Genomic DNA, 24,934 nt, shown 5'->3' with positions numbered 1-24,934 from the left:
GGCGCGTAATCGTGCGCAGGTGGCACAGTTCACCCCCTGATCGGTCGGCGGGCACCTCCCCGGTGCCGTAGGTTCTGGCCTCGTGACCTTGACGAACGCCGCGCCGCCCGCCGAACCGACGGACGTGAAGGCCGACGGATCGGCAAGAGAGCGGCGGGAGGCGAAGGCCCGCCGTCGGCGCACCCTGCGGATCTCCCTCGCCGCGACGATCGTGGTGGTCGTGCTGCTCGGCCTGGCCGGGCTCGCCTGGTACCTGCTCTCGGACGTCGAGGACCTCGGCGACCAGAACGCCGTGGCTGCGCAGCTCCTGGCCACCTCCGCGGGGCGGGTCGCCGACCCGGGGACCCGCGTGGCCCTGCAGGCGGAGATCGCGGAGGCCGACAACCTGCTGGACGAGCCGTTCCTCACGCGGCTCACCGTCGGCACGACCGACAACGCGACGTCGCTCGCCGCGGCGTCCGACGCGGTGCGGGCCTCGATGGTGGACCTCGCCCGCAACGAGGTCACCTCGGCCCGCGAGAGCTTCGCGGGCGCGGACAAGCGCGCCGAGAAGATCTACGCGGCCACGGAGGGCAAGGGCGTCGACGACGACGTCCGCTCCCGGCTGCGGGAGGCCCTGGACTCGGGCACCGCGGTCGACGACGCCGCGAACGCCACCCTCGCCGGGACCGACCTGGCCGCCCTGGGGCAGGCCGAGCACGACCTGACCACGAGCCGCTCCGTCATCACCATGGCCACCGAGGCACTGACCACCGCGCAGGACGCCGTCAGCTGCCCCGCACCGGACCAGGTCTGGGACCCGGACAGCGGGCTCCTGCCGGACGAGGCGCTGGCGCAGATCCCGTGGGCGCCCGACTTCGTCGTGCGGGCGGACGTGCTGGACGGGCTGATCGCGCTGGACGCCGCGTACCAGGCGGAGTTCGGCCAGCACCTGACGATCAACTCGGCCTACCGCTCGTACGCCTCGCAGGAGGAGCTGTACGACCCGTCCTCGCCGATCGCCGCCCCGCCCGGCTGCTCCAACCACGGGCTCGGGCTCGCGGTCGACATCGGCGGCGGCGTCGAGACGTTCGACACCGTGCAGTACACCTGGCTCAAGGCCAACGCCGGGGACCACGGCTGGACCCACCCGGCGTTCGCCGAGCCGAACGGGCGGGTGCCGGAGCCGTGGCACTGGCAGTCGGTGCTCGCGCGGGAGAACTGACGGGCCGCGCCGCGCCAGGCGCGTTTTGACCGCGTTGTCTCTTTCGTCGTGCGAGTGAACCCGAACCGGGTGAGGGTCGAGAGAACGCGGCGCGACCCAGCGCCCGCGCGGTGGAAGGAGATAGACATGCCCGGCTGGCTCATCCTCATCCTGATCGGTGTGGCCCTCGTGATCCTCGGTGTCGCCACCGAGATCGGTCAGTTCCTCATCTGGATCGGCGTGATCGTCCTCGTGGCGAGCCTGATCATCGGCCTGGTCGGTCGCAGGCGCGTCTGACGCACGACGAACCGCTCGATCCGCCGCCGGTCCGGCGCCCGCTGCAGGGGCGCCGGACCGGCGGCTTTCCTACGCAGGCGTAGTCGGGACGCCCGGGTTAATGTCGCTGCAAAGTCACAGACAGGGGACCCGTGAGCACTGCGACGCCTTCGCCCAGCACCTCGAACCACAGCACCACCCGGCGTCGCGCCGCCGTGGCCGTGTGCCTGCTCCTGGCGGTGACGTTCCTCGTACCGGCGTGGTCCGGGGCGTTCGCCCAGGAGGGCACCGGGCGGCTCTCGCTGTTCAAGCGCATCGAGAACCTCGACTCCGGCTCGTCCGAGGGCCGGCGCGAGCTGTGGACCATGCACGCGGAGAACGTGGCGACCGGCGAGGTCATCGAGGGGGACGGTCTCAACGGCGTGCAGTCCCTGGAGGTCCCGGCGGGCACCTACCGGCTCTCGGAGTCGGGCGGCGTATCCGGCTACCGGTTCGAGGCCTGGAACTGCGGCGGTGCCGACATCCCCGACCCCACCCCGGAGGTCACGGTCACGGCGGGCGGGAACCTCACGTGCACCGTGGAGAACGTCGCGATCAAGCCGGCGCTGACGCTGGTCAAGGAGGTCGACGGCGGCACGGCGTCGCCCGAGGAGTGGACCCTGCGCGCGCAGGGCCCCGAGTCGATCAGCGGCGCCTCCGGCTCCGACGCGGTCACGAACCAGCCCTTGCGGATCGGGCAGTACACCCTGTCCGAGGAAGGCGGGCCGGACGGCTACCGCAACGACGGCTGGACGTGCGACGGCGCGGACCTGACGGGTGACGTCGTCACGCTGGAGCTCGGGCAGTCCGCCACCTGCACGGTGCGCAACGTCGGCGCGCCGGCGGCGGCGTCGACGCTGACCCTGGTCAAGGATGTCGTCGGCGGCCCGGACGTCCCGGGGGACTGGACGCTCTCGGCGTCCGGCCCGGACGCGCTGTCCGGGACCACGGGGTCCGACGAGGTCACCGCGGCGAGCGTGCTGCCGGGCACGTACACGCTCGGCGAGGACGGGCCCGCCGGCTACACGGGCGCCTGGTCGTGCCGGGGCTCCGCCGCCGGGGACGGCGCGGGCGGAACGGTGCAGGTCGCCGGCGGCGAGGACGTGGTGTGCACCGTGACCAACACGTGGCAGGGCGGGCAGCTCACCCTGGTCAAGCAGATCGCCGGCACGACGACGGCGCAGGCCGCCGACTGGGAGCTGACCGCCGCCGGTGACGGCGCGACGGTCACCGGGCCCACCGGGTCCGATGCCGTGACCGCCGCGGACGTCCCCGCGGGCGACTACACGCTCTCGGAGAGCGGCTGGAGCGGCTTCGACGCCGGAGCCTGGCAGTGCGTGGGTGGCGCGCTCACGGGGAACACGGTCACCGTCGCGACCGGCGCCGACGTGACCTGCACGATCACCAACACGGTGGTGCCGCCGCACCTGACCCTGGTCAAGGTCGTCGACGGCGGCCCGGCCGCCCCGGCGGACTGGACCCTCTCGGCCACCGGCCCGCAGGCCGACGGCGGCCCGGGCACGATCGCCGGCCCCTCGGGCGGCGTCGAGGTCTCGCACGTGACCGTCGGCGAGGGCGACCACGTCCTCGCGGAGGCGGCGGGCCCGGCCGGGTACGAGGCCGGGGAGTGGGTGTGCGACGGCGCCTCCGGGCAGTCGGGCGCCACGGTCACCGTCGGCCCGGGCGACGACGCCGTCTGCACCGTCACGAACATGTACACCGGGGCGGCCCTCACGCTCGTCAAGGAGGTCGAGGGCGGCTCCGCCGACCCCGCCGACTGGACGCTCACCGCCACCGACGACGCCGGTCAGGCGGTCGCCGAGGGGGCCTCGGGGAGCGAAGCCGTGACCGAGGTGTACCTCCCGGTCGGCGCCTACGACCTCGCCGAGAGCGACGGCTGGTCCGGGTACGACTCCGCGGGCTGGGCCTGCGACGGCGGAGCCCTGGAGGGCAGCACGGTGACGCTCGCGCGGGGCGACGACGTGACCTGCACCGTCACGAACACCGCCCAGCTTCCGCACCTCACGCTGGTCAAGGAGCTCGACGCGCGGGGCTACTCCGGCGACGCCCGGCCGACCGACTGGACGCTCACCGCACAGGGTCCGGACACGTCGCTGTCCGGCACGACCGGCAGCCCCGAGGTGTCGCACGCGACCGTCGAGCCGGGCTCGTTCGACCTCGGTGAGACCGGCGGCGAGGACGGCTGGACCGCCCTGGCCTGGGAGTGTGACGGCGCTCGTGTCACGGGCTCGACGGTGGTCGTCGAGCCGGGCGACGACGTGGTCTGCACCGTGACGAACCACTGGCTCGCCGGCGAGCTCACGCTGCACAAGCAGGTCGTCGACGACGTGGTACCGGCGGACGACTGGGAGCTCACCGCGATCGGCCCCACGCCGCTGTCGGGCCACGACGGGAGCCCCGACGTCACCGGCGTGCCGGTGGCCGCCGGTGACTACGACCTCGCGGAGTCCGGCAGCGCGTGGGACTACGAACAGGTCGAGGTCGACTGCGTGGGCGGCGAGATGCTCGACGAGGACACGGTCCGGGTCGAGGACGACGACGACGTCGACTGCACCATCGTCAACCAGGTGTTCGACGCGCCGTCGCCGTCGCCTTCACCGAGCGAGCCGTCGCCCTCTCCGTCGGTGACCGAGCCGTCGCCGTCGCCCTCGGGTTCGACGCCAGGGCCCACAGACCCCGGATCCGCCACGCCGACCCCGGGTGGGTCGGGCGGCCCGGGCGGCGGCGGAGACGACGGGTCGGACGGCTCCGGCAGCACGGACGGCAGCGGCTCGCCCGGCTCGATGGCCGCGACCGGCGCCAACGTGCTGTTCGCGCTGGTCGCGGCGGTGTTCGCCGTGGGCGCGGGCCTCGTTCTGCTCTGGTACCGCCGCAGGCACGGCTGAGCGGTAACGCCTCTCCTCCCGGCGGCTGTGCAGCCGCCCGAGGGTAGGGGGTTGCCATCTGAGAAACCGGTTACTAGGATCTGGGAAACCGGTTACCCGTATTCACCCGCTGCGCGCACCACAGCAATGTCCCGCATTCAACGACGAACGTGAGGCAATGAGATGAGACGACCAAGAGCTGTCCAGATCCTCTCGGCGGTGGCCGCGACGGCCCTCGCGGTCACGATCGGGGTGACCGCCCAGTCCGTGCCGGACGCCGCGGCCGCCACCGGCTCGGCCACCGGGTACGCGACCCAGAACGGCGGCACGACCGGCGGCGCCGGCGGCCAGACCGTCCGGGCCACGACGGGCACGGCGATCCACACGGCACTGTGCAGCCGGGCCAGCAGCAGCACCCCGATCATCATCGAGGTGTCGGGCACCATCAACCACGGCAACACCAGCAAGGTCTCGGGCGACAGCTGCAGCACGGCCGACGACGTGATCGAGCTCAAGCAGATCAGCAACGTCACGATCGTCGGCGTCGGCAGCGGTGCCGTCTTCGACCAGATCGGCATCCACATCCGCGAGTCCAGCAACATCATCATCCAGAACGTCACCGTCCAGAACGTGAAGAAGTCGGGCTCCCCGACATCGAACGGCGGCGACGCGATCGGGATGGAGAGCGGCGTCCGCAACGTCTGGGCCGACCACCTCACCCTGCTGGCCTCGGGCGGCGAGTCGGAGGGCTACGACGGCCTCTTCGACATGAAGAACGACACCAAGTACGTGACCCTCTCGTACAGCGTCCTGCGCAACTCCGAACGCGGCGGGCTCATCGGCTCCAGCGAGAGCGACCTGTCCAACGGGTTCGTCACGTTCCACCACAACCTGTACCAGAACCTCAACTCCCGCACGCCGCTGCTGCGCGGCGGCATCGCCCACATCTACAACAACCACTACGTGGGCCTCGTGGAGTCGGGCATCAACTCGCGGGCCGGCGCGAAGGCGAAGGTGGACAACAACTACTTCGAGGACTCCAAGGACGTGCTCGGCACGTTCTACACCGACCAGGCCGGCTTCTGGCAGGTCGCGGGCAACGTCTTCGACAACGTCACCTGGTCCAGCCCGGGCGAGGACAACAACCCGGCCGGCCCCAACCCGACGTCGAACACCTCCGTGAGCATCCCGTACTCCTACCCGCTGGACGCGGCGAGCTGCGTGCCCGCGGTCGTCGCCGACACGGCCGGGGCGAACACCGGGCTCCAGGTCTCGGACGGCAGCTGCACGCCGACCGACCCCACGGACCCGCCGACCGACCCGACCGATCCGCCGACGGACCCGACCGACCCGCCCACGGAGCCGCCGACCGGCACGAACCTGAGCCTCGGCGCCGGCGCCGACGGCTCCAGCAAGGCGAGCGGCACCAGCTACGGCAACGTGCTCGACGGCGACACGGGCACCTACTGGTCCCCGGCGAGCTCGACGGGGCGCGTCTCGGTCAAGTGGGGCTCCGCGACCACGGTGTCGTCGATCAACGTCCGCGAGGCCTCCGGCGCCGTCGGGAACATCGGTTCGTGGCGCGTGGTGAACAACGACAACGGAGCGGTGCTGGCCACGGGCAGCGGCGCCGGCGTCATCAGCTTCGCGGCCACCTCGCTGAGCAAGATCAACTTCGAGATCACCTCGTCGTCGGCCACGCCGCGGGTCGCCGAGCTGGAGACCTACGCGGGTACGCCGTCCGGCGGGGAGGATCCGGGCGAGGAGGAGCCCGGTGGTGAGGACCCCGGCGAGGAGCAGCCGACCGCGGACGCGCTCTACGTGGCGCCCGGCGGCAGCTCCGGCGCCGCAGGCACCGAGGCGGACCCGACCACCCTGGCCTCCGCGATCGGCCGGATCGCGGCCGGCGGCACCATCTACGCGCGAGGCGGCACCTACAACCTCTCGCAGACGGTCGACATCCCGCCGGGCAACAGCGGCACGTCGGGCAACCGCACCGAGCTGTTCGCCTACCCCGGCGAGACCCCGGTGCTGAACTTCTCGGCCCAGAGCGAGGACCCCGCCAACCGCGGCATCGCGATCGGCGGCGACTGGTGGCACCTGCGCGGCATCGTCGTCGAGCACGCGGGCGACAACGGGATCATGCTCGGCGGCGACAACAACGTGATCGAGCGGGTGGTGACCCGGTTCAACCGCGACTCGGGCCTCCAGATCTCCCGGTACACCGCCGGCGCGCCGAGCAGCGAGTGGCCGTCGAACAACCTCGTGGTGTCGTCGGAGTCGCACGACAACGCCGACTCCGACGGCGAGGACGCCGACGGGTTCGCGCCCAAGCTCACCGTGGGCTCGGGCAACGTCTTCCGCTACACCGTGTCCCACAACAACATCGACGACGGCTGGGACCTGTACACCAAGGACGACACCGGCCCCATCGGCGCCGTCACCATCGAGGACTCGCTCTCCTACGAGAACGGCACCCTGTCCGACGGCTCGCAGGCCGGCAACGGCGACCGCAACGGCTACAAGCTGGGCGGCGAGGACATCGCGGTCAACCACGTCGTGCGGCGCAGCATCGCCTACGACAACGGCAAGCACGGCTTCGGCTACAACCGGAACCTCGGGTCGCTGACGGTCTCGAACAACCTGAGCATCGGCAGCGCGGAGCGGAACTTCAACTTCGACGGCGGCTCGTCGACGTTCCGCGACAACACGTCGTGCAACAGCGGGTCGAACGACCGCATCATCGGCACCGACGCGGGCGGCAACCAGTGGTGGTCCGGCTCGAACGGTTCCCGGTGCGCGCAGTACTCCGGCGCGCTGAACTGGTCGTTCGCCTCGGACGGGCGGCTGGTCGTGACGATCGGGGGGACCACCGTCAACCTGTGACCGCACCGGCCCGAGGGGCCGGCGCCTGAGACGAACGCCCTGGGGAGTGCGGTGATACCTCCCCAGGGCGTTCCTCTGTGCGCGTCGGGCTCAGCTCAGCAGGGACAGCAGGACGGTCGCGGCGCCGTCGTCGTCGATCGAACCCGTGCCGTACGACGCGGCCGCGAGGACGGACGGCGGGGCGTGCCCCATGGCCACGTCGTACGCGGCCCACCGGAACATCTCGACGTCGTTCTCGCCGTCGCCGATCGCGACCGTCCGGCTCGCCTCGACGCCGAGCTCCATGCGCACCTTCGCCAGTGCGGAGGCCTTGGAGATGCCGGGCGGGGTGACATCGACCCAGTCGGGCCTGGTGGCGATCGCCGTCAGGCCCCGCGCGACCAGGGCGGGCACCATCTGGTCGGCGCCGGGCCCGTGCAGGACGATCCGGGGCGTCGGGTTGACCAGGAACTCGCCGATCGACGCCTGGTGCTGGGCGCCGTTGAGCTCGTGGGCGGGAAACGGGGCGCTGACCCGCCAGCCCTCGCCGACGATCTCGGCGGCGATCCGCACGGCCGGCGCCTCCTTGAGCGCGACGTCGATCACCAGGACGGCGTCGACGGTGTGCTCCTCGACCACCTGGTAGTGCTCGCCGAGCAGGTGCGCGGTCACCGCGCCGTTGCTCGAGACGATCCAGACGTCCGTGAGGCCGAGCTGCAGCGCCGCGGAGACCGCGCCCAGCACGGAGCGTCCGGTCGCGAGGACGACGTGATGGCCGGCCCCGAGCACCTCGCCCATCGCGTGGCGAACGGCCGGCGTCGGCGGGTGTCCCGTGCGCAGGAGCGTCCCGTCGATGTCGCACGCGATCATCAGCCGGGTGGCGAAGCTCGCGTCCGGCGCCGCGCTCGGGGGCTCGGTCGTCATGTTCCGGAGATTATTGGCGCTCTCCGGCTCAGAGGAGCGGACACGGCGAGACACCCGGCGATCAGGCTGGAATTCCCCCACGATCAACGAGGGGCTCTGCGCGTTGCGAGGCGACCCCTGGTATCAGGGTCGGTCGACGAGCTCGCTCAGTATCGGATGGCTTGCTTCTTGCGCGACGCCCGGGGCTTTGTGATCTCGTTGCCCTTCCCGTCGCGCAGCACCTTCCTGCCGTCCTGGTACAGGCCGACCAGGCCGAGCAACGCGAAGAACGCGGCGGGCAGCCACAGGAGGAGCCACCAGCCACCCTGCACGGCCCACCAGCCAAAGGCGACCGCGAGGGTGAGCAGGAAGATCGCCAGGCCCACCCCGAACGGATCCCGCCGTGCCCGGCTCGCCTTGTCGGCCGACGCCGCGATCTGCCGAACCCTGGCATCGATCGACTCCTGCAGGACCGGCCGCATGGTCGACTGCTCGTGCAGGTTCGCGAGGATCCGCTGGTCCTGCTCGACCTCGTCGCGCACGTGGGAGCTCCGCGAACGCTTCAGCCAGAGAGCGACCACACCGAGCAGCGAGGTTGCCGCCGTTCCCACGAGTTCCCAGGGCACTGACGACGCCGCCTCCGTTTGCACGGACAAAAGGGTAATACCGGACGAACGGTGCCCCGTACAGGACTTGAACCTGTGACCGAGAGATTATGAGTCTCCTGCTCTGACCAGCTGAGCTAACGGGGCCCGCGGCACAAGCCGCGCAAGGATCCTACTGCCTCGGGCGGTTCGCGCAGGTGAGGGCCGCGCGGCGGGACGGCGTCCGCGTCGGTACGCTCGGTCTTGAGCGACGGGTGGCACTGCCGGGGGATGCCGACCCGCCCCGTGAGCCAAGGACGGCGACATGGGCATCGAACCGGGCGACAGCACCGAGGCAGTGACCGCGCGGAGCCGGCGGCTGATGGTGCTGCTGGCGGCCGCCATGTTCGTGCTCGTGGTCGACACGTCGCTGATGAACGTGTCGATCTCCGCCGTCATCCGGGACCTCGACACCACAGCCGGGGGAGTGCAGTCCGCCATTGCGCTCGAAGCGCTCGTCTCGGCCGCGTTCATCCTGATCAACAGCAAGGTCGGCGACCTGATCGGGCGCAAGCGCGCGTACGTGCTGGGGCTGCTGGCCTACGCGGCCGGGGCGCTGGCCATGACGCTCGCGCAGAGCCTCACCGCGATCATCGTCTTCTGGGCGATCATCGGCGGGCTGGGGGCCTCGCTCCTGCTGCCGGCGATGCAGTCGCTGATCCACGGCAACTTCGAGGGCGCGGCCCAGAAGCAGGCGTACGCCATGGTCGGCGCCGCGGCCGCCATCGCCGCCGCGATCGGCCCGCTGCTCGGCGGGTTCGTCACCACCTACCTGTCGTGGCGGGTCGGGTTCGGGCTGGAGGCGCTCATCATCGCCGTCGTCCTGGCCCAGATCCGGCTGGTGCGCGACGTCCCCTACACCGGCTCCCGCCAGGTCGACGTCATCGGCGCCGTCCTGTCCGTCATCGGCATGGGCGGCGTCGTGCTCGGCATCCTGGTCTGGCAGGAGGGCGGCGAGCTCGTCGGGCTGCTCCTGCTCATCGGGGCCGTGGCCCTCGCGACGCTCGCGCGCTGGCTCGTGCGACGCGAACGGGACCACCGGGTGCCGCTGCTCGACCCCGGGCTGTTCCGTCACCCCACCTTCACCACCGGGGTGACGGGACAGATGCTCCAGCAGGTCACCCTCGGCGGGGCCATGATCGCGCTGCCGCTCTTCCTGCAGATGACGCTGGAGTACAACGCCCTCCAGGCGGGCCTGGCCCTGACCCCGCTCTCCCTGACGATGTTCGCCGCGGCGCTCGTCGCGGGCCGCCGGGGCGGCAAGCGGCGTCCGGCCGCGATCATCCGCACCGGGTTCCTCCTGGCCTGCCTCGGGATCGCCGTCATCATCCCGTTCGTCCCCCGCGTGGACAGCGGCTGGTACCTCGTCCTCCCGCTCGCGATCACGGGCTGCGGGCTGGGCCTGCTGGTCTCGCAGCTCAACAACTACACCCTCGCCCCCGTCGAGGAGGAACGCGTCAGCGAGGCCGCCGGCGTCAACTCCGCCGCCGGGTCCTTCGGCCTCTCGTTCGGGCTCGCCATGTCGGGCGGCATCCTGCTCGCCGCCCTCGCCCTCGGCTTCAACCAGCTCACCGCGAACAACCCCGTCATCCCCGCGGCCGAGCAGCAGCAGATCGCCACCGCGCTCGAGACCGACGCCGAGGTCATGAGCAACACCCAGCTCGCCGAGCAGATCACCGGACAGCCCCCGGACGTCGAGGCGGAAGTTCTCGCCATCAACACCGAGGCCCGCAACCGCTCCCTCCAGGTGGCCCTGCTCGTCCCGCTGCTCGCAAGCCTCGTCGGGCTCGGCAACTCCTTCCGCATGCTGCGGCTGCCCGACCACAAGCCGTCGTCCTCGCTCGACGGGACCGATCTCGGCTGAACGCGGCCCGGCCCGCTCGGCCCCCGACCGGCCGGCAGTAAGCCGGAAATGTCCTGGCGCGCGCCCGACGTCCGCCCGTAGGTTCTGCGAGCCACACCCCCAACACGACTGGAGCACTCCCATGTCCTCGAACTTCCCGGTCGCCCTCTCGGGCGCCCGGGCCCGGACCCTCATGTGGGCGCACGAGCACGACGTCGACCACGCGGCGCTGAACCAGCTCCGCAACATCTCCGCCCTGCCCTGGGTCGAAGGCGTCCGCGTGATGCCCGACGTCCACCTCGGCAAGGGCGCGACCGTCGGCTCCGTCATCGCCATGCGCGACGCCGTGTCGCCCAACGCCGTCGGCGTCGACATCGGCTGCGGCATGATCGGCGTCCGCACCTCGCTCACCGCCAGTGACCTGCCCGACGACCTCTCCCGCCTCCGCAAGCGGATCGAGGCCACCATCCCGGTCGGGTTCCACGCGCACGACGAGCAGGTCGACCTGCGCCGCCTGCGGCCCGTCAAGGGATCCGGGGGCCAGGAGCGGCTGCGCGGCGAGCAGATGTTCTGGGACCGGTTCGAGACCCTCCACCCCAAGGTCCGGCAGCTCGAGACCCGGGCGCGCAAGCAGCTCGGCTCCCTCGGCGGCGGAAACCACTTCGTCGAGGTGTGCCTGGACCAGGACGACCAGGTCTGGCTCCAGCTCCACTCCGGCTCCCGCAACATCGGCAAGGAGCTCGCCGAGCACCACGTCCGCATCGCCAAGGACCTGGAGCACAACAAGGGCCTCGTGGACCGCGAGCTCGCCGTGTTCCTCGCCGGCACGCCCCAGATGGACGCGTACCTCAACGACCTGTGGTGGGCGCAGGAGTACGCCGCCCGCTCGCGGGCGGTCATGATGGCGCTCGCGGTCCAGGCGGTCCGGGAGGAGTTCGCGGAGCTGCCCGACGGCGGCCGGGAGCTCACCTTCGACGAGGGCGTGAACGTGCACCACAACTACGTGGCGCGCGAGCAGATCGACGGCGCGGAGCTGATCGTCACCCGCAAGGGCGCGATCCGGGCCGGCCAGGGCGACCTGGGCCTCATCCCCGGCTCGATGGGCACGGGCTCCTACGTGGTGCGCGGGCTCGGCAACCCGGAGTCGTACTGGTCGGCGTCGCACGGCGCGGGCCGCCGGATGTCGCGGACCAAGGCCAAGAAGGAGTTCACGCTGGACGACCTCGCGGCGCAGACCGCGGGTGTCGAGTGCCGCAAGGACCAGGGGGTGCTGGACGAGATCCCCGGCGCGTACAAGGACCTCGACGCGGTGATCGCGGCCCAGTCCGATCTCGTCGAGGTCGTGGCGCGGCTGCGGACGGTGCTCTGCGTCAAGGGCTGAGCGGCGCTGACGCCGCGGCTGCGGCGGCCGTCGTGATCCCGGTAGTCCGGGTCGCGGTGGCCGCCTTCGGCGTCCGGGGCCACAGTGGAGTCCAGATGCGGGAGGTGACCGACGTGGACGAACGTGAACCGCAGCAGGACGGCGGCCTCGCCGCGAACCATGACGTGCGGTCCCTGCCCAAGCGGCGCCGCCGGACCCTGATCGCCCTGGGCCTGCTGCGGGCGTTCGCGACGTCGGCGCTCCTGGTGGCGCTCTACTACCTGCTGCCGCTCGACCGGTTCTCGGTACCGTCGCTGGCGCTGGTCCTGGCTGTCGGCCTCGCCGTGCTCGGGGCGATGTCGTACTGGGAGATCCGCGCCATCGTCCGGTCCCGGTTCCCGGGTATGCGCGCGGTCCAGGCCCTCGCGACGCTGGTCCCGTTCTTCCTGCTCCTGTTCTCCTCGACCTACTTCACGCTCAGCGACCACGAGCCGGCGACGTTCACCGAGACCCTCAGCCGGACCGACGCCCTGTACTTCACGATCTCGACGTTCGCGACCGTGGGGTTCGGCGACATCGTGGCGCGGACGGACGCCGTCCGGCTGCTCGTCTCCGGGCAGATCCTGCTCGACCTCGTCATCCTCGGCCTGGGGATCCGGGTGCTCCTCGGCGCGGTGCAGCGGGGGCGGTCGGGCGGGGCCTGACCCCGACGTGTCCGACGAACTGGCTACGGGCGCGGTGCCTCTGGCACCCTGTGCGCGGTGAGCACCACCCCGGGCGAACCTCTTGCCCGCCCCCGCCCGGCAGAGCAGCCGGTGGCCCCGGCCGTCCCGGCGCGGGTTCGCGGGCTCGTGATCCTGGTCTGGGTGGTGCTGCTCGCACACCTCGCCGCCACGTTCGTCTGGGCAGCCCCGGGCTATCTGACCGGGCGGCCCGCGGGGGAGTCCACCGGCGACGCGCCGACGAGGGCCGTGCACCGCGCCCTCGAGCTCTACATGACGCCCGTGTTCGCGCAGAACTGGTCGGTCTTCGCGCCCACGCCCCTGCACGTCGAGTACTCCCTGCGCGTGCGGGGTGTGTACGCGAGCGGGCCCGACGGCGACCTCGTCCCCGGGCGCTGGGTCGACGCCACGGCCGTCGAGGTCCGCGCGCTGACGGGGCACGTGCTCCCGGCGGCGACCGAGCGCCCGTCGCGCCGGCTGGCCTCCGAGTTGTACGCCGCTTACCTCGCGCTGCCGGACCGGGGACGCGAGGTGCTGCTGGTCTCGCCGGTCAAGGGACCCGTTCGGCCTGCCGTGGACAACCGCGTCGGCGGCGACGTCGGTCCCTGGCCCGACCTCCGCGCCGCACTGCTCGACCTCGGGGGCGCGCCCGACGTCGTCGACCACTACCTCGGCCTGGACCGGGCCGCCGTCGCGTACGCGACGCAGGTGCTGCGAGCCTCCGCCGACCGCGCCGAGCCCGCGTACGTCCAGGTGAGCGTGCTGCGTCAGGCCGTCGCGCCGCAGGGGAGCGGCGAACGTCCCGCACCGACCGAGCTCCCGCTCGGTGCCCGCCCGCCGCTCGTCGTTCCCGGTCAGGACGACGCCGCGTTCCGCGCGACCTGGGAAGCGCTGCGGGGCACCTCGTGACCCGGCTGCTCGACGCCGGCGTCCGCTGGATGACCGAGCGGCGTCACGCGACCTTCGGGGTCGCCCTGATGCGCATCGTCCTGGGTGTGGGCGTCGCCGGGTACGTCGTGGTGAACTTCCCGGCGCGCCAGGCGCTGTGGGGCACCGGCGCCCGGTGGATCACGCCGCTCGGCGGGCACGCCCTGGCCGGCGGCCCGCTGCTCACGGCGGGCCTCGTCGCGCTGCTCCTGATCGCCGTGCTGGTCGCGGCCGGCTGGCGCGCCCGCTGGACGGTGCCGTTGCTGCTCGTCGGCTGGTCGGGTCTGACCGCGATCAACCCGCTGATCGCCGACCAGGGCGACAACATCGCCCGGATCCTGCTGGTGTACCTCTGCTTCGCGGACACGTCGGCCCGTTGGTCGCTCGACGCCCGACGGCAGGGGAACGGAACGGGTGGTCCGGTACTCAACCTGCTGCACAACGCGGCCGTGCTGGCGGTGGGCGCGCAGATCTCCCTGGTGTACGTGCTGTCCGGGCTGTTCAAGCTCCAGGGGGAGCAGTGGCGCGACGGGTCGGCGGTGTACTACCCGCTCTCGCTGCCGCAGTTCCGGCCGTGGCCGGGGCTGGCCGACCTGATCGCCGGCAACGGCTGGCTCGTGGCTGCCGTGACATGGGGGACGCTCGCGCTGCAGCTCACGTTCCCGCTCCTGCTGCTGCAGCGGCACCTGCGCGTGGTCGGCGTCGGCGGGGCGCTCCTCATGCACGCGGCCATCGCCGTCGTCATGGGCCTGCCGTTCTTCTCCCTCTTCATGATGGCGGGCGACTGCCTCTTCCTCACGGATGACGCGGTCGCCCGCCGATCGGGTCAGCCGACCTGGTGGAGCCAGCGGACCGGCGCGCCCAGGCCGGCGTAGCGGAACGGCTCGAGCTCGTCGTCCCAGGCGGCGCCCAGGGCGAGGTCGAGAGCGTCCCGCATGGCGCGCGGGTCGGCGAGCTCCAGCGCGGCGCGGACCCGGTCCTCCGGCACCACGACGTTGCCGTGCACGTCGGTCATGGCGTGGAAGATGCCGAGGTCCGGGGTGTGGGACCAGCGGGCGCCGTCGGCGCCGTTGCTCGCGTCCTCGGTGACCTCGTACCGCAGGTGGGACCACCCGCGCAGGGCGGACGCCAGCTTGGCGCCCGTGCCCTGCGGACCCTGCCACGAGTACTCGGCGCGGTACAGGCCGCGCCCAGCAGGCTGCGCGGTCCAGTCCATGGAAACGCGCACGCCAAGGACGTTCCCCGCGGCCCACTCGATGTGGGGGCACAGGGCACGAGGTGCGGAATGCACGAAAAGCACACCCCGCGTGATGACACCGGCCATGTCTTCCTCCCTGGATCGAGGTACGTCTTCCCCTACGTCCTCACCAGGGCGGTGACGCTGTGGTCGGCTGCACAGCGGTGCTTCGGACCACATCCTGCCCGATCCATCGGAGACATGCGAGGCGAAACGACGCGCATGTCGCCGAAAGAATCACTTCGTACGACGAGTTCGTGCGGCACATTCTTGCCTAAAAGGACGTACCGCCACTAGAGCCCGGACGAATCTCCTGATGATTCATCCCACATGCGTGTTTTGTACGAAATGAAGCCGAAGTCCCTCACAGGCGCGCGCGAAGCTCCCGCATCGCGGCCCGTCGGGTCTCCTTCTGGAGCCGGTCCAGGTAGACCATGCCGTCGAGGTGATCGGTCTCGTGCTGGAGGCATCGCGCCATGATCCCGGTGCCCTCGACCGTGACCGGCTCGCCGTCCAGGTCGATGCCCTCGACCCGCGCGTAGTTGGCGCGCACGGTGGGGTACCAGAGCCCGGGGACGGACAGGCAGCCCTCGCCGCCGTCCTGCAGCTCCTCACCCAGCTCGACGATGCGCGGGTTGATCACGTAGCCGATCTCGCCCTCGATGTTCCAGGAGAACGCGCGCAGCGAGACACCGATCTGGTTGGCGGCCAACCCGGCGCGCCCCTCGTCGTCCACGGTCTCGACCAGGTCGGCGATCAGCCCGCGTACGCGGTCGTCGATCGTCGTCACGGTGTCGCACGGGGTGCGCAGCACGGGGTCGGGAACCAGTCGGATCTCACGCATTGCCATGTGCACATTCTCCCATGTCAGGACCGAGGGACGCCGTCGGCACACCCCGGACATGTCAGACGCTCAGGTCACCGGGGTGACCTGAGCGTCTGACACGGGGCCGACGGTGTCGGCTCAGGCGTTCTGGATCACCAGGGCGACGTTGTGCCCGCCGAACCCGAACGAGTTGTTGATCGCGGCGATGTCGCCGCCCGGCAGCTTGGCCGGCTCGTTGCGCACGAGCGGCACCTGCAGCTCGGGGTCGGGGTTCTCCACGTTGATCGTGGGCGGGGCGAGCCGCTCCGCGACCGCCTTGATCGCGAACACGGACTCGATGGCGCCGGCGCCGCCCAGCAGGTGGCCGGTCATCGACTTGGTCGCCGAGAGCTGCACGTGGTCGGCGTCCGACCCGAAGAGCTTGCGGATCGAGGCCGTCTCGGTGAGGTCGCCCACCTTGGTGGAGGTGGCGTGGGCGTTGACGTGCACGACGTCGGAGGCCGTCACGCCGGCGTCCTCCATCGCGAAGCGCATGGCCGTCACCTGGCCCGTGCCCTCGGGGTCGGGGGAGGTGATGTGGTACGCGTCGGACGACAGGCCCACGCCGCCGATCTTGGCGTAGACGCGGGCGCCGCGGGCGGCGGCGTGCTCCGCGCTCTCCAGCACCAGCACGGCCGCGCCCTCGCCGAGCACGAAGCCGTCGCGGTCGACGTCGTACGGCCGGGAGGCGTGCTGCGGGTCGTCGTTGCGCAGCGAGAGCGTGCGCGACGCCGCGAACGCGCCCAGCGGCATCGGGTGGATCGACGCCTCGGTGCCGCCGGCGACGACGACGTCGGCGCGGCCGGAGCGGATCATCTCCACGGCGTAGCCCACGGCCTCCGCGCCCGAGGCGCAGGCCGAGACCAGCGCGTGCGTGCCGGCGCGGGCGCCGAGCTCGAGCGACACGTAGGCCGACGGCGAGTTCGGCATGAGCATGGGGACGGTCATGGGCAGCATGCGCCGGGCGCCGCGCTCACGCAGCGTGTCCCAGCCGTCCAGGATGGTCTGGATGCCGCCGATGCCCGAGGAGACCACGGCGCCGAGCCGCTCGCCCGGGACCTCGGGGCTGCCCGCGTCGGCCCAGGCCTCGCGGGTCGCGACGATCGCGTACTGCGCGGACGGGTCCATGCGCTTGGTCTCGGGGCGGGACAGGACCTCGGCCGGGTCCACCTTGATGGTGGCGGCGAAGGTCACGGGGATCCCGTACTTCTCGGCCCAGTCGTTCTCCAGGGTGCGCGCACCGGACACGCCGGCGAGCGCGGCCTCCCACGTGGAGGCCACGTCACCGCCGATCGGGGTGGTGGCGCCGAGGCCCGTGACGACGACTTCGCGTGCGGAGGTCATGATGATGCTCCCGAGGGTGGTGGGACGAAGGGGGCAGGTGCTCGGTGTGTTGCCTGTGGGCAGCGGGTGCCCGACGGCGGCGCGGGCCGGTGGATCTCAGCCGGCCGCGCCGCCGCCGTCGGGGGGCGGCTCAGTCCTGGGCGCCCTTGATGAAGCTCACGGCGTCGCCGACGGTCGCGAGGTTCTTGACCTCCTCGTCCGGGATGCGAACCCCGAACTTGTCCTCGGCGTGCGTGACGATGGTCATCATCGACAGGGAGTCGATGTCGAGGTCGTCCGTGAAGGACTTCTCGAGCAGGACGTCGGCCGTGTCGAGGCCCGTCTCCTCGGCGACGATCTCGGCGAGGCCCTCGAGGATCTCCTGGTCCGTGTTGGCCATGGGACTTCCTATCTTTCGTTGACGGTCACCGGCGCCGTCGGGCACCGGAGTCTTGCTGGTCAGATCTTGGCGCATCCTGCGACCTGAATGCACAACGGGCCGTCCTGCGACCCGGTTGCACCCTGCCTACGGCAGCACCACGACCTGTGCGGCGTAGACGAGGCCCGCGCCGAAGCCGATCTGGAGGGCGAGGTCGCCGGACGTGGCCTGGCCCTCGGACAGCAGCCGCTCGGCGGCCAGCGGGATCGACGCCGCGGACGTGTTGCCGGTCTCGGCGATGTCGCGCGCGATCACCACGCTGTCGGGCAGGCCGAGCTGCTTCTTCATCTGGTCGATGATCCGCATGTTGGCCTGGTGCGGGATGAAGACCTGGATGTCCTCGGCCGTCACGCCGGCCTCGGCCATGGCCTTCTCGGCGATGGGTGCCATCTGGAAGCTCGCCCACTTGAACACCGTGGGGCCGTCCTGGCGCAGGGTCGGCCAGCCGAGCGACGGGTCCTCGCGCAGCTCGGTCCACGAGTGCGTCTGCCGGATCGCGGTGGACTTGGAACCGTCCGAGCCCCACACGGTCGGGCCGATGCCCGGCGTGTCCGACGGGCCGACGATCGCGGCACCCGCGCCGTCGCCGAGCAGGAAGGAGATGGAACGGTCGGTCGGGTCGATGATCTCGCTGAGCTTCTCGGCGCCGATCACCAGCACGTGGCGGGCGAGCCCGGACCGCACCAGGGCGTCCGCCTGGCCGATGCCGTACGCGTAGCCGGCGCAGGCCGCCGACACGTCGTAGGCGGCCGCGGGCGTCGCGCCGATGCGGTCGGCCAGGATCGCGGCGGCCGACGGCGTCATGTGCATGTGCGTGATCGTCGACAGGATGATCGCGTCGATGTCGGCGCCGACCAGGCCCGCGGCCTCCAGCGCCTTCCTCGAGGCGGCCTCGGCCAGGTCGAGCACGTCCTTGTCGGCGCCCGCCCGACGGCGCGTGACGATGCCGGTGCGCTGGCGGATCCACTCGTCCGAGGAGTCGATGGGGCCCGCGATGTCGTCGTTCGTCACGACGAGCTCGCCGCGCTCCGCGCCGATCGCGAGGATCTTCGAGAACTGCGTGGGCTGGGCCTGCTGCAGGGTGGTCACTGGGCTGCTCCGGTCGCGCTCGTGCCGCTGGAAAGGGCGTTGCTGTGTGCTGCGATGAGCTCGCGGGCCGCGTCGAGGTCGGCGGGCGACTTGACCGCCACCGTCTCGACACCCTTGAGGCCGCGCTTGGCCAGGCCCGTCAGGACGCCGCCGGGGGCGAGCTCCAGCAGGCCCGTGACACCGCGCTCGGCGAGGTTCGTCATGATGAGGTCCCAGCGCACCGGGGCCGTGACCTGGCCCGCGATGTTGCGCAGCACGTCGGCGCCGGTCCCGTGACCGTGGGCGCCGCCGGTGTAGGCGGTCCCGTCCAGGTCGGCGAGGAAGGGCAGCGTCGGGTCGGCGGCGTCCCAGCCGAGGGCGACGGGCTCGAACTCCGCGCGCGCCGCGTCCATGAACGGCGTGTGGAACGCGCCGGCCACCTGCAGCGGGATCACGCGGGCGCGGGTCGGCGGGTTCTCCGCGAGCTTGGCGAGGTTCTCCAGCGCGCCGGCCGCGACGGTCTGGCCGGCGCCGTTCACGTTGGCGGGCCACAGGCCCGCGGCCTCGATCGCGGCGAGCACCTCGTCCGGGTCGCCGCCCACGACGGCGCTCATGCCCGACGGCGCCGCCGCCGCGGCCGTGGCCATCGCCCGGGCGCGGCGCGCGACCAGGCCGGCCGCGCCGTCGTCGGTCAGGGCGCCCGCCACCGCGGCGGCCGACAGCTCGCCGACCGAGTGGCCGGCGGTGACGTCCACGACGTCCGCGGCGGTGCGGCCGTCCAGCAGGGCGCGCAGCGCGAGCAGGGAGGTGGTGACGATCAGCGGCTGGGCCACGGCGGTGTCGCGGATCGTGTCCGCGTCCGACGTCGTGCCGTGGGCCACGAGGTCCAGGCCGGCGGCCTCGGAGGCCGCCGCAAGGCGTTGTTCGGTACCGGGCAGCTCGAGCCAGTCGCTGAGCATCCCGGGGGTCTGAGAGCCCTGTCCAGGGCAGACGACGGCGAGCACGCGTCCACTCTGCCAACCCGAGCCGCTCCCGGGACGTCGCGACCTGTACCAACCTGGTCGGGGGCCCTTGTCGGGAACCTACAAGGCGCTCATCTCGGGCGCAGGTTAGTGACGTACGTCTCGGCGGGCTCAGCCCCGGCCGAGCTGCCCCAGCGCCAGCGCCACCTGCAGCACGAACGACTCGCGGGCGTCGAGCGGGTCCCAGCCGGTGATCTCGGAGACCTTGCGCAGGCGGTAGCGCACCGTGTTGGGGTGAACGTACAGATGGCGGGCGGCGGCCTCCAGCGAGCGGCCCGTGCCGAGGTAGGCCGACAGGGTCTCCAGCACGGCGCCGCCGGCGTCCTGCAGCGGGGTGAACGCCTGGGCGATGAGCGTGGCACGGGCCGTGTAGTCGCCGGTCAGCACACGCTCGGGCAGCAGGTCGTCCGCCATGACCGGGCGGGGCGCCTGCGGCCACGCGGGCGCGGCCGTGAGGCCGGCGAGCGCCGAGCGGGCCGAGCGCGGGGCGTCGGTCAGGCTGGGCACCTGCGTGCCGATCACCACCGGCCCCCTGCCGAACCGCGACATCAGCGCCGTCGCGGCGGCCACGAGGTCGCCCTCGCCGCCGAGCACGAGCACGAGCCGGTCGCCGTGGATCCCGACGAGGGCGTCGCCCGCGGCGCGGCGGGCCACGCGGCGGATCTCGGCGGTGCGGATCTCGTCGAGCTCCTCGGTCGCGAGGCCCACGACCACGAGCGCGTTGCCGCGGCCGCTCCAGCCGAGGGCCGAGATGCGGGACCGCAGGGAGTCGTCGCCGTCGCCGCGCACCAGGGCGTCGACCACGAGCGCCTCCAGGCGGGCGTCCCAGGCGCCGCGCCACTCGGCGGCGCGGGCGTAGACCTCGGCCGCGGAGAACGCGACCTCGCGGGAGTAGCGCAGCACGGCCTCGCGCAGGTCGCGCTCGCCGCCGGGGGCGGCGATCCGGTCGGAGTGCGTCTCGACGACGTCGACCACCACCCGCACGAGCTGCAGCGTGTGCTGCAGGGAGATGGAGCGGGTCAGCTCGGTGGGCGCCGCGGCGAAGATCTCGCTGACGCCGTGCGGCGGCCGGTCGGGGTCCGTGAACCAGGACGTGAACGCATTGATGCCGGCCTGGGCGACGAGGCCCACGTACGACCGGTCCTCGGCGGGAAGGTCGCGGTACCAGTTGAGGTCCTCGTCGAGGCGGCGCATCGCGGCCGCCGTGAGCACCCCGCTGGCCTCGCGGACGCGCTGGAGGTTCATCGGGAAGCCCGCCGGGTCCAGTCCGGCGTCGGGCTCCGGGGTGCCCTCGACGCCGGTCCCGGGTGCCTGACCGGCGTCCTGGTCGGCGCTGCGGTCGGTCGCCTGCCCGGCCTCCCGGTCGGTCTTCTGGGCGCTGCCTCGAGCGGCCCGTCGCGTTGCTGGCACCCCGGCAGCATACGAGCCCGAGTTGTGGGGAGTCCACAAACGGACTTTCGCGACAGCGCTACCCCAGTGTCGGAGGGTGAGAAACTGTAGGGTCGAGGCATGGCCCTGATGCACCGGCTCCGTCGCCTCATCCGTCGGCCCTTGTCTGCGTCCACGGTCGGGGCCCGCCGGCCGTCACCGTCGGCACCCCGACGCGGTGACGTGGGACACGAGGACGCGCTACGAGCGCAGCTGACCGACGATCCCAACAACGAGGAGGCGTTCGCCGCCCTGGCGGAGATCGTCCGCCGGCGGGCCGCCGAGGACCCGACGCTGGAGGACCCGCTGCGGGACTACTCGGAGGAGATCCCTGAGTCGAAGCAGCACGACGCCGACCTCGCCGTCTGGGCCCTGGCCGAGGAGCTGGCCGGGCACCCGCGCGGCTGGTACCCGCTGATCGAGCTGGGCCGGCTGTCGCTGGCCGACGACCCGGAGGGCGCCGTCCGCCGCTTCATCACCGCCGCCGAGCGCGACCCGGACGGCAACGCCCTGGCCGAGGGCCTGGCGATCCTGCGCGACAACGGGATGCCGGTCGAGGCCCTGGGGCTCGGGGTGGGGCACTGGCGGGTGCGGGAGCACTCGCCCGTCGTCGGCAAGCACCTCGTGCTGGCGGCGCTGGAGGCCGACCGCGTGTTCGAGGCGAAGCAGCACCTGCGCGCCCTGGACCTGCACCCGGACACCAAGGCGGTCAAGCCGTTGCAGGCCGAGCTGGCGAAGGCGATCGCGGAGGCCGAGAAGGGGTAGCGGGCGGCCGCGCGGAACGCGCCCGGATCGCCCGGAACTCGCTCGGGACAAGAAAAGCTGCGGCGCACCGGAGAACCGGTGCGCCGCAGCTCTTCTGCTACCCGAGGGTCAGCTGTCACCGCCCGCGTTGCCGGACGTGCCGGCGGTGACGTCGAGCAGGCTGTACTTCTCGACGGCCTTGCTCACGACGTCGGCCGGGACCTCACCGCGGCGGGCGAGGACCTGCAGCGTCTTGACCACCATCGACGGGCCGTCGATGAGGAAGTAGCGCCGTGCGGCCGCGCGGGTGTCGGAGAAGCCGAAGCCGTCCGCACCGAGCACCGCGTAGTCGCCGGGGACCCACGCGCGGATCTGGTCGGGGACCAGGTGGTCGTAGTCGCTGGTGGCGACGAACGGCCCCTGGGCGCCGGACAGCTTCTCCGTGACGTACGGCGTGCGCAGCGGTGCCGACGGGTCGACCAGGGCGTCGTGCTCGGCCGCGAGGGCGTCGCGACGCAGCTCGTTCCAGCTCGTCACCGACCAGACGTCGGCCGAGACGCCCCAGTCCTCCTTGAGGAGCTGCTGCGCCTCCAGCGCCCACGGCACGCCCACGCCGGAGGCGAGGAGCTGGGCCTTGGGACCCTCGGCGTCGGACACCGAGATCCGGTGGATGCCGCGCTTGATGCCCTCGACGTCGACGTCCTCCGGCTCGGCCGGCTGGATCATCGGCTCGTTGTACACCGTGAGGTAGTACATGACGTCCTGCGCGCGACCGTCGGCCGTGTGGCCGTTCTCGCCCGGGCCGTACATGCGCTCGATGCCGTCGCGCACGATGTGCCGGATCTCGTACCCGTAGGCCGGGTCGTACTGCACGATTGCGGTGTTGGTGCCGGCGATGAGCGGGCTGTGGCCGTCGGCGTGCTGCAGGCCCTCACCCGTCAGGGTGGTGCGGCCCGCGGTGGCGCCGATGATGAAGCCGCGCGTGAGCTGGTCGCCGGCCGCCCAGAACTGGTCGCCCGTGCGCTGGAAGCCGAACATCGAGTAGAAGATGTAGACGGGGATCATCGGCTCGCCGTGCGTGGCGTACGACGTGCCGACCGACTGGAACGCGGCGGCGGAGCCGGCCTCGTTGATGCCGGTGTGCATGATCTTGCCGGACTCGGACTCCTTGTAGCTCAGCATGAGCTCGCGGTCCACGGCGAGGTAGTTCTGGCCGAGCGTGTTGAAGATCTTGGCGCTCGGGAAGATCGAGTCGAGGCCGAAGGTGCGGGCCTCGTCCGGGATGATCGGCACGATGCGGTCGCCGAAGTCCTTGGCCTTGAAGAGGTCCTTGAGCAGCCGCACGAACGACATGGTCGTGGCGACCTGCTGCGTGCCGGAGCCCTTCTTCAGCAGCTCGTAGGTCTTGTCCTCGGGCAGCGTCAGCGTGGTCTTCGCCGTCGTCCGACGCTCGGGGACGAAACCACCGAGCTGACGGCGGCGCTCCAGCATGTACTGGATCTCCGGCGCGTCGGGGCCCGGGTGGTAGTACGGCGGCAGGTACGGGTCGGCCTCGAGCTCGGCGTCCGAGATCGGGATGCGCAGGGAGTCGCGCAGCGTCTTGAGGTCGTCGCCCTTGAGCTTCTTCATCTGGTGCGTCGCGTTGCGGCCGGCGAAGCCGGCACCCAGGCCGTAGCCCTTGACGGTGTGCGCCAGGATGATGGTCGGCTGGCCCGTGTGGGCGCGCGCCGCCGAGTAGGCCGCGTACAGCTTGCGGTAGTCGTGGCCGCCGCGCTTCATGTTCCAGATGTCCTCGTCCGTCATGTTCTCGACGAGGGCCTTGGTGCGCGGGTCGCGCCCGAAGAAGTGCTCGCGGATGAACGCGCCGGACTCCGCGCGGTACGTCTGGTAGTCACCGTCGGGGGTGACGTTCATCAGGTTGACCAGCGCGCGGTCCTTGTCGGCGTTGAGCAGGGCGTCCCACTCGCGGCCCCACACGACCTTGATGACGTTCCAGCCGGCGCCCTTGAACTGGGCCTCCAGCTCCTGGACGATCTTGCCGTTGCCGCGCACCGGGCCGTCGAGGCGCTGCAGGTTGCAGTTGACGACGAAGGTCAGGTTGTCCAGCTGCTGCTGCGCGGCGTGCTGGATCATGCCGCGGCTCTCCGGCTCGTCCATCTCGCCGTCGCCGAGGAACGCCCAGACGTCCTGCTGGCTGGTGTCCTTGATCCCGCGGTTGTGCAGGTACTTGTTGGTCCAGGCCTGGTACACGGCCGACGCCGGGCCGAGGCCCATGCTGACGGTCGGGAACTCCCAGAAGTCCTGCATGAGGCGCGGGTGCGGGTACGACGGCAGGCCGCCGCCCGCGTGCGACTTCTCCTGGCGGAACCCGTCGAGCTGCTCCGCCGTGAGGCGGCCCTCGAGGAACCCGCGGGCGTAGACGCCGGGGGAGGCGTGGCCCTGGAAGTAGATCTGGTCGCCGCCGCCCGGGTGGTCCTTGCCCCGGAAGAAGTGGTTCAGGCCCACCTCGTAGAGCGTCGCCACGGACGCGTACGAGGAGATGTGGCCGCCGACGCCGAGGCCCTCGCGCTGGGCGCGCGTCACCATCACGGCCGCGTTCCAGCGGATCCACGAGCGGTAGCGACGTTCCATCGCCTCATCGCCCGGGAAGTACGGCTCCTCGTGCACACCGATGGTGTTCACGTAAGGCGTCGCCATCGACGCGGGGATGCTCACGTTCCGCTCCCGCGCGCGGCGCAGCAGGTTGAGCATGACGTATCTGGCGCGGGGTCCGCCCTTGTCGTCGATCAGCCCGTCGAAGGACTCGACCCATTCCTCGGTCTCGGCCGGGTCGATGTCAGGTACGGCGCTGAGCAGACCGTTGATCAGCGGTCCGGTCTCGTCAAACGAAGCCACCAGCAACCTCTCTCGGTGTCGCGCGGCGCGGTCGCGGTTCGCGCTCCTCGCCGCCTCGTCAGGACCCGTCGCGTCGGCAGCGTCGCCACAGCTGGGGTTGCGGCTGTGCACGCCCACGCACAGGTGGTCTATCTATTCTGTCCCCTCACAGCCTCCGTCCACACCATAGGGCGGTCAAGAGCGCGTGATCTGCGTTACGTCTGTGGCGGTTCGCACCAGTATTGATACCGGGTATCGCAATGTTGAGACTGAGTGCATGACCAGGG

General features: G+C 71.7%; 20 protein-coding genes and 1 tRNA gene. 10 read left to right on the top strand and 11 right to left on the bottom strand.

Annotation, left to right across the window (positions count from 1 at the left end; all coding sequences use genetic code 11):
• Positions 1–82 precede the first annotated feature (82 nt).
• From ACZ7LE_RS14900 to ACZ7LE_RS14885, 4 genes are all read left to right on the top strand, one after another.
• Positions 83–1,204, top strand: a complete 1,122-nt coding sequence (locus tag ACZ7LE_RS14900; RefSeq protein WP_470404029.1) for a M15 family metallopeptidase — start codon at positions 83–85, stop codon at positions 1,202–1,204.
• Positions 1,205–1,330: 126 nt separating this feature from the next.
• Positions 1,331–1,480: a hypothetical protein gene (locus tag ACZ7LE_RS14895; protein ID WP_285103938.1), complete on the top strand. Its 150-nt coding sequence runs from the start codon at positions 1,331–1,333 to the stop codon at positions 1,478–1,480.
• A gap of 131 nt (positions 1,481–1,611) precedes the next feature.
• A complete protein-coding gene (locus tag ACZ7LE_RS14890; protein WP_470404028.1) occupies positions 1,612–4,404 on the top strand; it encodes a hypothetical protein in 2,793 nt (930 codons plus the stop codon).
• Between the two features lie 162 nt (positions 4,405–4,566).
• Positions 4,567–7,269, top strand: coding sequence for a pectate lyase family protein (locus ACZ7LE_RS14885; RefSeq protein ID WP_470404027.1), 2,703 nt, complete (start codon positions 4,567–4,569; stop codon positions 7,267–7,269).
• Positions 7,270–7,359: 90 nt separating this feature from the next.
• On the opposite strand, the gene ACZ7LE_RS14880 is transcribed toward ACZ7LE_RS14885, so the two are convergent.
• The 3 genes from ACZ7LE_RS14880 to ACZ7LE_RS14870 form a co-directional block, all read right to left on the bottom strand.
• A complete protein-coding gene (locus ACZ7LE_RS14880) occupies positions 7,360–8,172 on the bottom strand; it encodes an HAD family hydrolase (RefSeq protein WP_470404026.1) in 813 nt (270 codons plus the stop codon).
• A 146-nt stretch (positions 8,173–8,318) separates the two neighbouring features.
• The gene (locus tag ACZ7LE_RS14875; protein ID WP_470404025.1) at positions 8,319–8,693 is read right to left on the bottom strand and encodes a hypothetical protein; all 375 of its coding nucleotides are present in this window, start codon (positions 8,691–8,693) and stop codon (positions 8,319–8,321) included.
• Positions 8,694–8,829: 136 nt separating this feature from the next.
• Positions 8,830–8,903, bottom strand: a tRNA-Ile gene (locus ACZ7LE_RS14870).
• Between the two features lie 157 nt (positions 8,904–9,060).
• Between ACZ7LE_RS14870 and ACZ7LE_RS14865 the strand changes: the two genes are divergently transcribed.
• From ACZ7LE_RS14865 to ACZ7LE_RS14845, 5 genes are all read left to right on the top strand, one after another.
• Positions 9,061–10,659, top strand: coding sequence for an MFS transporter (locus ACZ7LE_RS14865; RefSeq protein ID WP_470404024.1), 1,599 nt, complete (start codon positions 9,061–9,063; stop codon positions 10,657–10,659).
• A gap of 121 nt (positions 10,660–10,780) precedes the next feature.
• A complete protein-coding gene (locus tag ACZ7LE_RS14860; RefSeq protein WP_470404023.1) occupies positions 10,781–12,019 on the top strand; it encodes an RtcB family protein in 1,239 nt (412 codons plus the stop codon).
• Positions 12,020–12,132: 113 nt separating this feature from the next.
• A complete protein-coding gene (locus ACZ7LE_RS14855; protein ID WP_470404022.1) occupies positions 12,133–12,702 on the top strand; it encodes a potassium channel family protein in 570 nt (189 codons plus the stop codon).
• Between the two features lie 57 nt (positions 12,703–12,759).
• Positions 12,760–13,629 (top strand): DUF5819 family protein, encoded by an 870-nt coding sequence (locus ACZ7LE_RS14850; protein WP_470404021.1) that lies wholly within the window; start codon positions 12,760–12,762, stop codon positions 13,627–13,629.
• Positions 13,626–14,522 carry an HTTM domain-containing protein gene (locus ACZ7LE_RS14845; protein WP_470404020.1) on the top strand — a complete coding sequence of 299 codons (897 nt, stop codon included), beginning with the start codon at positions 13,626–13,628 and terminating at the stop codon, positions 14,520–14,522. The genes ACZ7LE_RS14850 and ACZ7LE_RS14845 overlap by 4 nt, the downstream gene beginning before the upstream one ends.
• Here ACZ7LE_RS14845 and ACZ7LE_RS14840 read toward each other — a convergent pair.
• From ACZ7LE_RS14840 to ACZ7LE_RS14810, 7 genes are all read right to left on the bottom strand, one after another.
• Positions 14,474–14,971, bottom strand: coding sequence for a DUF3145 domain-containing protein (locus ACZ7LE_RS14840; protein WP_470404019.1), 498 nt, complete (start codon positions 14,969–14,971; stop codon positions 14,474–14,476). The two genes, ACZ7LE_RS14845 and ACZ7LE_RS14840, sit on opposite strands and share 49 nt — an antisense overlap.
• A 277-nt stretch (positions 14,972–15,248) precedes the next feature.
• The gene (gene def / locus ACZ7LE_RS14835; RefSeq protein ID WP_470404018.1) at positions 15,249–15,734 is read right to left on the bottom strand and encodes a peptide deformylase; all 486 of its coding nucleotides are present in this window, start codon (positions 15,732–15,734) and stop codon (positions 15,249–15,251) included.
• A gap of 114 nt (positions 15,735–15,848) precedes the next feature.
• The gene (gene fabF, locus ACZ7LE_RS14830) at positions 15,849–17,093 is read right to left on the bottom strand and encodes a beta-ketoacyl-ACP synthase II (protein WP_470404017.1); all 1,245 of its coding nucleotides are present in this window, start codon (positions 17,091–17,093) and stop codon (positions 15,849–15,851) included.
• Between the two features lie 130 nt (positions 17,094–17,223).
• A complete protein-coding gene (locus ACZ7LE_RS14825) occupies positions 17,224–17,472 on the bottom strand; it encodes an acyl carrier protein (RefSeq protein ID WP_020014121.1) in 249 nt (82 codons plus the stop codon).
• Between the two features lie 126 nt (positions 17,473–17,598).
• Positions 17,599–18,600 (bottom strand): beta-ketoacyl-ACP synthase III, encoded by a 1,002-nt coding sequence (locus ACZ7LE_RS14820; RefSeq protein WP_470404016.1) that lies wholly within the window; start codon positions 18,598–18,600, stop codon positions 17,599–17,601.
• Positions 18,597–19,583: an ACP S-malonyltransferase gene (locus tag ACZ7LE_RS14815; protein WP_470404015.1), complete on the bottom strand. Its 987-nt coding sequence runs from the start codon at positions 19,581–19,583 to the stop codon at positions 18,597–18,599. Before ACZ7LE_RS14815 ends, ACZ7LE_RS14820 begins: the two co-directional genes overlap by 4 nt.
• Before the next feature lie 129 nt (positions 19,584–19,712).
• Positions 19,713–21,011: a PucR family transcriptional regulator gene (locus ACZ7LE_RS14810; RefSeq protein ID WP_470404014.1), complete on the bottom strand. Its 1,299-nt coding sequence runs from the start codon at positions 21,009–21,011 to the stop codon at positions 19,713–19,715.
• A 201-nt stretch (positions 21,012–21,212) separates the two neighbouring features.
• Between ACZ7LE_RS14810 and ACZ7LE_RS14805 the strand changes: the two genes are divergently transcribed.
• On the top strand, positions 21,213–21,794 hold the full coding sequence (locus ACZ7LE_RS14805; protein ID WP_470404013.1) for a hypothetical protein: 582 nt from the start codon (positions 21,213–21,215) through the stop codon (positions 21,792–21,794).
• A 108-nt stretch (positions 21,795–21,902) separates the two neighbouring features.
• Here the strand turns inward: ACZ7LE_RS14805 and aceE are convergent, their stop codons facing one another.
• A complete protein-coding gene (gene aceE / locus ACZ7LE_RS14800) occupies positions 21,903–24,668 on the bottom strand; it encodes a pyruvate dehydrogenase (acetyl-transferring), homodimeric type (RefSeq protein WP_470404012.1) in 2,766 nt (921 codons plus the stop codon).
• Between the last annotated feature and the right edge of the window lie 266 nt (positions 24,669–24,934).

The sequence above is a fragment of the Promicromonospora sp. NPDC110617 genome (assembly GCF_055598465.1).
Note: the sequence above shows the minus strand (reverse complement) of the source record. Positions and strands in the feature narration are given on the sequence as shown.